General features: G+C 54.6%; 9 protein-coding genes. 6 read left to right on the plus strand and 3 right to left on the minus strand.

Going from position 1 to position 11,339, the window contains the following annotated elements:
- The first annotated feature begins 259 nt into the window (after positions 1-259).
- From accD to bchD, 4 genes are all read left to right on the plus strand, one after another.
- A complete protein-coding gene (accD, locus tag IGS51_RS03565; protein ID WP_297075985.1) occupies positions 260-1,195 on the plus strand; it encodes an acetyl-CoA carboxylase, carboxyltransferase subunit beta in 936 nt (311 codons plus the stop codon).
- Positions 1,196-1,367: 172 nt separating this feature from the next.
- Positions 1,368-1,652, plus strand: coding sequence for a hypothetical protein (locus tag IGS51_RS03570; protein ID WP_172354190.1), 285 nt, complete (start codon positions 1,368-1,370; stop codon positions 1,650-1,652).
- A 98-nt stretch (positions 1,653-1,750) separates the two neighbouring features.
- The gene (gene pip / locus IGS51_RS03575; RefSeq protein ID WP_297075991.1) at positions 1,751-2,698 is read left to right on the plus strand and encodes a prolyl aminopeptidase; all 948 of its coding nucleotides are present in this window, start codon (positions 1,751-1,753) and stop codon (positions 2,696-2,698) included.
- Positions 2,699-2,768: 70 nt separating this feature from the next.
- Complete coding sequence (gene bchD, locus IGS51_RS03580; RefSeq protein WP_297075994.1) at positions 2,769-4,859, plus strand: magnesium chelatase ATPase subunit D; 2,091 nt, start codon at positions 2,769-2,771, stop codon at positions 4,857-4,859.
- Positions 4,860-4,958: 99 nt separating this feature from the next.
- Here bchD and IGS51_RS03585 read toward each other — a convergent pair whose 3' ends face one another.
- The 3 genes from IGS51_RS03585 to IGS51_RS03595 form a co-directional block, all read right to left on the minus strand.
- The gene (locus IGS51_RS03585) at positions 4,959-5,915 is read right to left on the minus strand and encodes an RNA polymerase sigma factor, RpoD/SigA family (protein WP_297075997.1); all 957 of its coding nucleotides are present in this window, start codon (positions 5,913-5,915) and stop codon (positions 4,959-4,961) included.
- A gap of 1,108 nt (positions 5,916-7,023) precedes the next feature.
- Positions 7,024-7,830 carry an RNA polymerase sigma factor SigF gene (locus IGS51_RS03590; protein ID WP_297076000.1) on the minus strand — a complete coding sequence of 269 codons (807 nt, stop codon included), beginning with the start codon at positions 7,828-7,830 and terminating at the stop codon, positions 7,024-7,026.
- A gap of 1,070 nt (positions 7,831-8,900) precedes the next feature.
- Positions 8,901-9,731: a photosystem II manganese-stabilizing polypeptide gene (locus IGS51_RS03595; protein WP_297076003.1), complete on the minus strand. Its 831-nt coding sequence runs from the start codon at positions 9,729-9,731 to the stop codon at positions 8,901-8,903.
- A 392-nt stretch (positions 9,732-10,123) separates the two neighbouring features.
- On the opposite strand from IGS51_RS03595, the gene IGS51_RS03600 reads away from it, so the two are divergent.
- A complete protein-coding gene (locus tag IGS51_RS03600; protein WP_297076006.1) occupies positions 10,124-10,534 on the plus strand; it encodes a hypothetical protein in 411 nt (136 codons plus the stop codon).
- 117 nt (positions 10,535-10,651) lie between these two features.
- The gene (clpP, locus tag IGS51_RS03605; protein WP_172354183.1) at positions 10,652-11,263 is read left to right on the plus strand and encodes an ATP-dependent Clp endopeptidase proteolytic subunit ClpP; all 612 of its coding nucleotides are present in this window, start codon (positions 10,652-10,654) and stop codon (positions 11,261-11,263) included.
- Positions 11,264-11,339 lie beyond the last annotated feature (76 nt).

An 11,339-nucleotide genomic window follows, 5' to 3' on the forward strand; every position in this document is an offset into this window, starting at 1 on the left:
GACGGCGCTGCTGCTGCTAAGTCCCATTGATGACGCAGAGGACGTAAAACCGGAGTAGCGCAGAGGGGCGATCGCCCTCTCCTAGCACACTAGAAACGCCTCCCCACTTATCCCTTTAGTAAAGTCTCCTACGTAAAGTCTCCCGTTTTCACAGAATCTTCCCCAATCCACTCTTTCCATTCTCTTTTGCCATAGAGCCTTTTCCATAGAGCGCCGCCTCAGCGAAGTTTAACACCACCCTTTATCCCCTGTTTTTTTCATGTCTCTGTTTGACTGGTTTGCAAATCGACGCAAAGCTGGTGCCATCAGCCAGAATCAGCAGGAGCGAGAAATCGCCGACGGACTCTGGAGCAAGTGCCCCAACTGCGGCGTATTGACCTATACCAAAGACCTGCGGGCAAACCTCATGGTCTGTCCAGAGTGCAAGCATCACAACCGCATCTTTAGCGACGAGCGCATTCAGCAACTGATCGATCCAGGCACCTGGACCCCGCTGGATGAACACCTATCGCCCACCGATCCGCTGGGTTTTCGCGATCGCAAATCCTACAGCGATCGCATCCGCGACACGCAGGAAAAAACGCGCCTCAGGGATGCTGTTGCCACAGGCGTTGGACGGCTGAACGATTTGCCCGTGGCGCTGGGCGTGATGGACTTTCGCTTTATGGGCGGCAGCATGGGGTCTGTCGTGGGCGAAAAGCTGACCCGCATGATTGAACGAGGCACGCGCGATCGCCTCCCAGTGATTATCGTCTGTGCCTCTGGCGGCGCACGAATGCAGGAGGGAATGCTCAGCCTCATGCAAATGGCGAAAATCTCCGGGGCCCTAGAGCGACACCGAGAAGCCCATCTGCTCTACATCCCCGTGCTAACCCATCCCACAACGGGCGGCGTAACGGCTAGCTTTGCTATGCTGGGCGACCTGATCCTGGCGGAACCCCAGGCCACTATCGGCTTTGCAGGGCGGCGCGTCGTCGAGCAGACCCTCCGCGAAAAGCTCCCCGACGACTTTCAAACCTCGGAATATTTGCTCAACCACGGCTTTGTAGATACCATCGTGCCGCGCACTGAGTTGAAAAAAACCCTGGCCCAACTCATCCTGCTGCATCAGCCTCCACAGCCCGCAACCCACGCGGTTCACGTCCCCGACACCGTACCCGAAACCTTGCCACTCAAAATTCCCCACGAGTTGTAGTTTCGTTGTGGCTTCGATAGCAATTTCAGAGTAATTTCAGTCGCTTCAATTCAGTAGTTTCAATAATTTCACACCGCATATAAGCCGTCATTGCAAGCGGTCACCATCCGGACAGGAAAAAGCTTGTATGGTGGATCTGTTGTCTTTACTGAGATCCTGCTGCTACGCCCCTATGCAACTCATCGCCGCAATGCAGGAGGTGTTTCGCCAGCCTCCGATTCCCTACGAGCCGCAAAAGCACTCCCTCAAAGCCTGGGCCAAGTATTGCCTGCAAGATCGGGGCTACAAAGTCCTCTACGCCGATCGCGCCGATTTTGCCATCGAGTCCCGCACCGACGGCAAAGTCTTCTTTCGCGTCACCGAAAACCCTGCCGATGTAACCCCAGACCTAGGCTGGATCGTGTGCGATCGCACTTCCCAAGTCACCACCGTCATCGCCCCCCACACTCCCGAATAAAGATACAGACCAGCACCCCCCCCCCCCCCCCCCCCTCTTCGTTCTTCCCTCTTCGTTCTTCTCTCTTCCTTCTTCTCTCTTCTTTCTTCTCTCCTCCCATGCGGGATCTCTACCCCCCCATCGAACCCTACGCCTCCGGCACCCTCCAGGTTTCCGACCTGCACACCATTTACTACGAAGAAGCGGGCAACCCCCAAGGCAAACCCGTCGTCTTTTTGCACGGCGGCCCCGGCGGCGGCATTACGCCCAGCTACCGCCAGTTTTTTGACCCGGAAAAGTGGCGCGTGGTTCTATTTGACCAGCGGGGCTGTGGTCGCAGCACGCCCCACGCCGAACTGCGCGAAAACACCACCTGGGACTTGGTGAATGACATTGAGACAATTCGGACGCACCTAGGCATCGATCGCTGGGTGGTCTTTGGCGGCAGTTGGGGCAGCACGCTCTCTCTCGCCTACAGCCAAACCCATCCCGACCGCTGCAAGGGGCTAATTTTGCGGGGCATTTTCATGCTACGGCGCAAGGAATTGCTGTGGTTCTACCAGGAGGGATGCAGCTACATCTATCCCGATGCCTGGGAAGACTACCTGAAGCCAATTCCGCCGGAGGAGCGGCACGATTTAATCAGCGCCTACTACAAACGGCTGACCAGCGATGACCCGGCAATTCGGCTGGAGGCGGCGCGTGCTTGGTCGGTCTGGGAAGCCAGCACCAGCAAGCTCCTGCCCGATGCCAACCTGAAGGAGCGCTTTGCAGAGGCAGAGTTTGCCGATGCCTTTGCCCGGATTGAGTGCCATTATTTTGTGAACAAGGGCTTTTTTGAACCAGACGACCAGCTCTTGCGAAACGTCGATCGCATTCGCCACATTCCCGGCGTAATTGTGCAGGGGCGCTACGACGTGGTGTGTCCGGCGGTGTCTGCCTGGGAGCTTCACCGCGCCTGGCCCGAGGCAGAGCTAATTCTCGTGCCAGATGCAGGCCACTCGATGAACGAACCAGGAATTCGGACGGCGCTGCTGGAGGCGAGCGATCGCTTTTCTGCCCTCTAGCCCCAACCCCCTGCCCCGCTTCCTGATATGCTGAATATGCTGGAAGCCCGAACCCGCCTGGATTTTCGCCATGCCTGCCGCCACGTTGACCGATCAACCCCTCAGTTTTCCCCTTACCGCCGTTGTCGGACAGGAGGCGATTAAGCTGGCCCTGCTGCTCTGCGCCGTTGACCCAGGGCTAGGTGGCGTGGTGATTGCGGGTCGTCGCGGCACGGCCAAATCCGTCATGGCCCGCGCTATTCATGCGCTGTTGCCCCCCATCGAAGTCATCGAAGGCTCCTGCTGCAATGCCGATCCGCTCTTGCCTGAAGCCTGGGATGATGACACGCTGAAAAAATACGCAGAGGTCAAAGCAGCAGCGGATTTCGATGCAGACCCCGATGCGGATTCTTCTTTGCCCACGCACGTTATCCCGGCTCCCTTTATCCAAATTCCGCTGGGCGTGACGGAAGATCGGCTGCTTGGCTCGGTGGATGTGGCTCAGTCCATCAAGGCGGGGGAAACCGTGTTCCAGCCCGGGCTGCTGGCAGAGGCGCACCGAGGCGTGCTGTATGTGGACGAAATCAATCTGCTGGATGACCAGATTGCGAATCTGCTGCTGACGACACTGACGGAGGGACGCAACCAGATTGAGCGCGAAGGCATTAGCTTTCAGCATCCCTGCAAGCCGCTGCTGATTGCCACCTATAACCCCGAAGAGGGCGACCTGCGAAATCATTTGCTCGACCGAATTGCGATCGCCCTTTCGGCGGACGAAATCCTGGGGCTAGACCAGCGTGTGGCAGCCGTAGAGCGGGCTACAGACTATGCCCAGTCGCCGGAAGATTTTCTCAAGCTCTATCGCGAAGAACTGGACAATCTCAAAACCCAGATCATCCTCGCCCGCGAGTGGCTCCAGGATGTCACCATTTCCCGCACCCAGATTGAGTATCTGGTTCAGGAAGCGCTGCGCGGCGGCGTGCAGGGGCATCGGGCGGAACTGTTTGCTGTGCGGGTGGCCAAGGCAAACGCAGCGCTGGAAGGGCGTACCGAGGTCAGCGCCGACGATCTGCGCGTGGCTGTGAAGCTGGTGATTGTGCCCCGGGCGCTGGATCTCCAGCCGCCGCCCGAAGATGAACCGCCCCCGCCGCCCCCGCCGCCCCAGGATCAGCAGCCGTCTGACCAGGATCAGGACGAAGACGAGCAAGACGACGAAGACGAGAACGAAGAAGACCAGTCCCAAGATCCGCCGGAACTCCCGGAGGAGTTTATCTTTGACCCAGAGGGCGTGCTGCTCGACCCGTCGGTGCTGTACTTTGCTCAGATGGCCAATCGACGCGGCAAGTCTGGGTCGCGCAGTCTGATCTTTTCGGAAGATCGGGGACGCTACATCAAGCCGATGCTGCCCAGGGGCAAGGTGCGGCGGATTGCCGTGGACGCGACGTTGCGCTCGGCTGCGCCCTATCAAAAGGCCCGGCGATCGCGCTACGAGCAGGGAGCAGCGGCAACTCAGCCGCCTCGCAAGCGGGTGTTTGTGGAAGAGTCGGACATTCGCGCCAAGCGGCTGGCCCGCAAGGCGGGGGCGCTGATTGTGTTTGTGGTCGATGCCTCTGGATCAATGGCGCTGAACCGGATGAACTCTGCCAAGGGCGCAGTTCTGCGGCTACTGACAGAGGCCTACCAGAACCGTGACCAAGTGGCGCTGATTCCCTTTCGGGGTGACCAAGCAGAAGTGCTGCTACCCCCGACTCGCTCCATCACCTCGGCACGGCGACGACTGGAGCGGATGCCCTGTGGGGGCGGCTCTCCCCTAGCGCATGGACTCACGCAGGCGGTGCGCGTGGGGGTAAATGCTCGCTCTTCCGGTGACATCGGCCAGGTGGTGATCGTGGCCATTACCGATGGACGAGGCAACGTGCCGCTGGCCAAATCCCTGGGGGAACCTATCCTTAGCGAAGAGAAGCCGGACATTAAGGCGGAACTGCTGGACATTGCCACCAAGATTCGGGCACAAAATATTCAGCTTTTGGTGATTGACACGGAGAATAAGTTTGTATCTACGGGCTTTGCTAAAGAACTAGCGAAACAGGCCGGTGGCAAGTATTATCACCTGCCCAAGGCCACCGACCAGGCGATCGCCGCTGCCACAATGGGCGCATTGCGCGATGCCAAGAATGGCTAGGGAACATAAGAAACATAAAAATAAAAGGGGAAGCGATGAATCACCACTCCCCCTCAAAGTCCGAACCCCAAAGCTCGTTTATGCTAGCTGGCCATTATGCTAGCTAGCCAGGTATTCGCGAATATCGGCCCGGCGCTTCCGCAGTTTGGTCAAGGCTTCCCGCTCGATCTGGCGCACCCGCTCGCGGCTGATGTTCAGGCGATCGCCAATTTTGGCCAGCGTGAGCGATCGCCCATCCTCCAGCCCAAAGCGCAGCGACAAGACTTCGCGCTGCTGCGGCGTTAGCTCTGCCATCAGTTGCTCAAGCTCGTTTCGCAGCGAAGAATTGGCAGCATAGTCCTCTGGAGACGGCCCTGTGTCTTCCAGCAGTTCACCCAGTTCCGTGTCCTGGTTATCGCCTACTCGCAAATCCAGCGATAGGGGCTGGCGTGCCCGCTCCAGGTATTCGCGCACCTGTTTCACAGACATATCTAGCTCCGTCGCCAGTTCCGAAACGGTGGCTGCTCGGCCAAGCTGCTGGGCAAGCTGCCGCTGCGCCTTCTTAATTTTGTTTAGCTTTTCGGTGATGTGAATTGGGAGGCGAATAGTGCGCCCCTTCTCGGCGATCGCCCGCGTAATGGCCTGCCGAATCCACCAGTAGGCGTAGGTGCTAAAGCGATAGCCTTTGGTTGGGTCAAACTTCTCTACGCCTCGCTGCATTCCAATTGTGCCCTCCTGGATCAGATCCAGCAGATCCACATTGCGCTTGATATATTTCTTGGCTACAGACACTACCAAGCGCAGATTGGCCTCTACCATGCGGCGCTTGGCATTTTCGCCCTCGGCCACCACCTGCTCTAGCTCATCGACCGACAGGCCGGCCTGGGCTGCCCATTCTTCCAGGCTGGGCGATCGCCCAAGCTGCTCGGACAGCGCCGCCTTCACGTCCTGCAACAGGCTCAGCCGCTGAACCTGCTTTCCATACAGAATTTCCTGCTCGTGCGTCAGCAGAGGAACCCGTCCAATTTCTCGAAGGTAAGTGCGAACCAGATCGGTGGAGGCTTGACTCGTTTTCATGACAAGACACGTGAGGAGTTGGAAAAACACAAAACAGGGCAGCTACCGGGCAACTACCCAACCGAGAGAAATCAAAAACGTCAAAGACCAGAGCGCTGAGGGCTGGATACGACTCTATTCAATTGCTATTCAGTTGCTATTTGATTGCGAACCCTTAGCTACCACTCAATGGCTAAGCTTTGGCTGCTACCCTTTGGCAACAGATGCCGCCTCCCGACCAGAGCGATCGCCTCTCAGAAAAGCACCTCAGACCCAGCATCGAACCCGCAACCTAATCACAGACTCATCAGGTGAATAACCTTTGGAAGACACGCCTGGGAAACAGGCAACACGAAGCACTTCATACGCTCCGATACTCACCACCCAGAAGTCCTTTGCTCAATCTGAATATTAAAAAATGTAACACTTATGAGAGATGCTGTCACGCCCCTAGATCAGCGAATTGGGAGCATATCCAGAAACATTAGACCCAACATTACCGAGATTTTCCCGATATGAATGCATCCTGTACAACAAAACCAGTGTGATCAGAGTCAGCATCAGTTACCTCCGCACGTAGCTCGTTCGTAACGTTTTTTAAAAATTCAGCCCAAGTCCTAATCGCTGACAGAATACGAACTGTAGAAATGCGAACTGTAGAAAGCTGGCTTAGACAGCTGGACATGCGACGTACACAGCAATCTATCGACTCTGGGTATCATGCTATGCACCTGCACCAGCCTCTCCCGCCTGCATAAGCCAGTCATTCGGGCAGCGCTTCCGACTGAGATACCTCAATTTACAAGACTTGCGTTGATTACTGCCTGTGCCTAAGGGACCGGTTTACACGCTTTCTGCTCTACAGAAAGCAAGAAGTTGGCTGAGGATGGGATCGAAAAATGCGTTAGGTCCCGATTTATTCGCCACCCTCACAATGACCAATCAAGAACAACCATGCTGTAGGGGTTTCAGCAGTTGCCAGATTGAGGTGGCGAAAAACTAAGGACACTAACAAAAATGCAAAAACCCCGACACTGCTTAATTCTAAAATTCTAAGAAGCAGCATCGGGGACTGACAAAGCCACGAACTCGAAGGTAAGCCGAGCAATTCAGCGAGCAACGCTGAACCCTAAGCAGAGCGTCCAATCTCTCGCGATGGACTAGCTGGCTCCGCGCCCAGCATCGACTCTTTCAAGAGTTTCAGTCCTTTCTTAACGCGGCGGGATACAGTAACCGCGCTAATGCCCAAGCGCTCGGCTGTCTCCTTTTGCGTCAGGTCATAGAGGAAAACGGCTTCCAGAACCTCGCGGGTTCGCTTTTCAAGCTGATACAGGGCTTGTTGAAGCCGGATCTGGTCTTCCTGAGCAAGCTGGAAACTTCGGTATTGCGAATCGGGCAGCATTTCACCCAGCGTTGCGCCTTCCTCTTCTTCACGCATGGGCGCGTCGAGGCTGAGGGGCAGGCGATTGCGGTAGGCGAGTTTAATTTCTTGCCACTCGTCGAGCGAAACTCCCAAAGCAGAGGCAAGTTCAGCATCGGTTGGAGGACGATGTAGCTCTGCCTGGAGGGTGCGCGTAACGGTTGCAGCTTGGTGCTGAAGCGCCTGCCAGCGACGAGGAATCCGAACAGAAGACCCCTTATCGCGCAGATAGTGCTGAATTTCGCCACGAATGTAGGGAATGGCGAAGGAGCTAAAGGCATGGCCTTTGCTCATGTCAAACCGCTCAATAGCACGGATTAGTCCTAGGCTTCCTACTTGGAGCAGGTCATCATAGCTTTCGGTGCATTGATTGACCCAGTGATGCGCTTCTTTGCGAACCAAACCAAAATTGAGTTGCACCAATTGATTGCGGATTTCGGCAGTTGGAGAGGTTTGATAATCTCGCAGGAGTTGTAAACTTTCGGTCTTAAGTTCTGTAGAAATGGGTGTAGACATGACGAGATTCAGGTAGATGGGGTTAGCCGAGAGACCGTAACCTAGATGCATCCCTACGAAAGGCACAAGAGTATCAAACTGAGAAGTTGAAACTCAAGTTACCCGGCTTACTTGACTCAATGGCTTACTTAAGTTCGGCAAGTTAGCAGAGGCTTAAACAGCCGCTTGCAGGTTGTGGAACCAGGCTAGTGAGCGCAGAAACACTCTTGCTTGTTAACTGGAGCCTATCTGCTGCTTAGAGCCTGGTTGCCACTTGCAAGCATTTGGAGCAGCGAATTTAGAGCAGTGAGCTAACGCATGAAGTCAGAGGTTTCAGCCGTCCTAAATTCCTGACAACAAACTCTAATCACTAAAGCTCCAGTAACGTCGTTTGATAGTAATAAATCTGCCGCTTGACGAGGCCCCAGAAAATTTCTGAACTCAAGGTATTTGGTTTAGGGCAACGCCTACAACTGCATTTTTACGGAACCTGAAAGAAGCGTCGAAAAACCTGAATCGCCTCATTAGATGAAGATCGGGATAGATCCTCTAAAAGTTTGAGACGGCTTGATGAATGAATTAGGAGGAGAGAATCAGACGCGAGTCTGTGGAATTCACTGATGAGCAGTTTACATTTTAAGATGAAAGCTTGCAATATTATGGAGCAATATCATGAGAAAGCGTTAAGCGCGATCGCCCCTCGGCGGAGCAGTGAACTGGACATTGCCTTTAAGACAAGGAGGGCGATCGCCCTTTAGAAACAGCGTTTAACTGGCCCTAGATAGAGCTGACAGGTAGTTTCCAGTAGACCTTTTAGCTCCTAACTTTGAGGATTACATGGTGTGAAAACTGTGATTCTCTCTGGCTCCAGACTTTATAAAAGCGTGATTCCAAACTGCACTCTTTAAAGTTTTAGTAAAGTTCAGCTTTATGGAAACCTCATACATTTAGCCCAAAAATTTAGCCCAAAAACTGAGCCCAAACATGAAAAGACCCGCCAGCGCCTTGCCAGCAGGTCTTTTCGTTTCAAAATCTAGAAGGGCTAAAAGATCAAAATCTGTAGCCAGTCACTCTCATAGAGTCTTGAGGGACTACGCAGCAGGTTCAATCCGAGCGTAGAACAGACCCTGAATACGAACATCCAGAGGTTCCTTGCCGCCCATGTCAGTATCTGAAGGCTGCTCACTCAGGAAAGTTCCAGCGATCTCGCCCGTTGCGGCATTAATCTTGGCAATCTGGAAGGAGATATTGCCACGACCCGTCTTAAACGCCTTTTTATTTTCGCGCTGAAGTTCATCGCTGTCGGCCTGGGCAGGCAGCGCAACTGCATTATCGTAGCCCGCCGTCAGACCGCGACCTTTGGGATCGAGGAAGTTAGACGTGCGGTAGGAGGGCACCTTAAACTCGCCCTCGAAGTCCGTGGAGGCAGAGATGCTGTCCAAGCCAGGCTGAGTTGTAGCAACCAGATCCTTGATGGTGAACAGGAAAGGGACTTCCTCCCCACCGGGCAGCAGCACAGTGATGGGCTGGAAATCAAAGCCTTCTTCTTCGATGAAGGTAAGGCTACGATCGGGGTTGACCTTCAGCGTGCCTCGCACCTGGTCGAGGCTAGAGGTATAGCGTGTCAGCGGTCTGCCAGCCACAAATTCTGCCTCTTGGCGTTTGTTTGCTGGCTCTGTCTTCACAGCGTAGTTGGTCGGTTCCAGGCACAGATCGACGATTTTGTAGGTCTCATTGGGGTCAATCGGAATGGAACCCCGCTTGATGGTGTCAAGGGTAGGGCATTTGTTAGCTAGACCAGTGCCTCGGATTTGCTCATAGGTGAGCGGGCCGCTGGCAGCGGTAGGGGTGCCGCTGCTACAGGCAGTGAGAAACCCCATACAGAGCGCAATCAGCGCGACAATTAGAGCGCGATACCTCATGGTCAACCTCGATATCTCAATCTTGATATGGCTTGGTGGTGGATGAATTCTAGTGGGTGAATTCGTAGGTCTGTTGGGTCGAATGTTTGATCGAACAAGATTAGTCGAACAAATCTAACAGATTGTGTCTGATACTCTAATGTTGAATTTTACAAGACCTTGTGCGCTTGTTTCTGGAACAGACCGACTTCGTAAGACTTCAGGCGAGACTTTAGAGTAAATCCTGGCTTTGGCTTAGATGATAAGGGACGTGAATTGTGTAGAAATGTATAGAAAATTGCATGGAACACGTGTTTCATAGGTGTTGCAGAGTTCTTTCGTGATTCTTTCGCAAATTCTTTTGCAGTTGTTTCTCAGCAGTTGTTTCTCAGTTGTGTGGAGCGTGGAGCGGCATGAACGAGCAGGATAATGGAGGCGATCGCCCATCTCATCCAGATCTGGCAAGTTTGGAGCAAGCGCTCCAGCCTCAGGAGACACTTCAGCGCCATCTAGAGGCGATCGCCCAACAGGTGCAGGAAATCGCCAAAGCGTCTGAAGGCGACGGCGTTGCGCTGTTGCGGCTATTGCGCCTGCTAGAAAAGCTGCACCAAGAAATCCGCGACACGATGTTTCAAGAAACGCTGCCCAAAAATCGCCATTCGCTCTATGCCCTGCTGCGCGATATGGAGGCGGAAGGTGGCTGGCCCTACATCAGTCGCATGAAGCTGCGATCGCTCTTGCGACACCTGCTAGACGAGCCGCCTGCCGAATCACCCAACCCGCTGAACCCGATCGCCGACCCAGAAGACTTTCCGCGCCGATAGAGCAAGATCGCAGGGGCAGGATTTTCCGGGTCTGAGCGGCCAGCTTTAAACCCTCAGCAACGACTTTCAAAACACGGCTTAAAATGAGTAGAAAGGTTCTACTTGGGAAAAGGCTCCATGATTCCTACCGTTATTGAACAATCGGGTCGCGGCGAACGCGCCTTTGACATCTATTCGCGTCTGCTGCGGGAGCGCATCATTTTTCTAGGCCAGCCTGTCGATTCTGACGTTGCCAACCTGATCGTGGCGCAAATGCTGTTTCTAGAAGCCGAAGATCCCGAAAAGGACATCTACCTCTACATCAACTCTCCGGGCGGCTCTGTCACCGCTGGCATGGGCATTTTTGACACGATGAACCATGTGCGCCCGGATGTTTGCACGATTTGTGTTGGGCTAGCCGCCAGCATGGGCGCATTTCTTCTGAGCGCTGGCGCTAAGGGCAAGCGGATGAGCCTGCCCCACTCGCGGATTATGATTCACCAACCCCTCGGCGGTGCCCAGGGTCAGGCTACGGACATCGAGATTCAGGCAAAAGAAATCCTCTACCACAAACAAAATCTCAACCGCTGGCTGGCAAAGCACACAGGACAGCCCCTAGAGCGCATTGAGCGCGATACCGAGCGCGACTTTTTCATGTCTGCTAAGGAAGCGATGGACTACGGCTTGATTGATCAGGTGATCGATAAGCATTCGGTCGGCAGTCGCCCGACGGTGGTCAGCGCCAATTAGGGCCTTGTGGGGGCTTTGTGGGAGCTTTGCGGGGGCTTTCGGCAGCCCCCCCGAAGATCGGCGATTTTGGATTGTA

Source organism: Thermoleptolyngbya sp. M55_K2018_002 (assembly GCF_015295965.1).
GTDB classification, from domain to species: Bacteria; Cyanobacteriota; Cyanobacteriia; order Elainellales; family Elainellaceae; genus Thermoleptolyngbya; species Thermoleptolyngbya sichuanensis.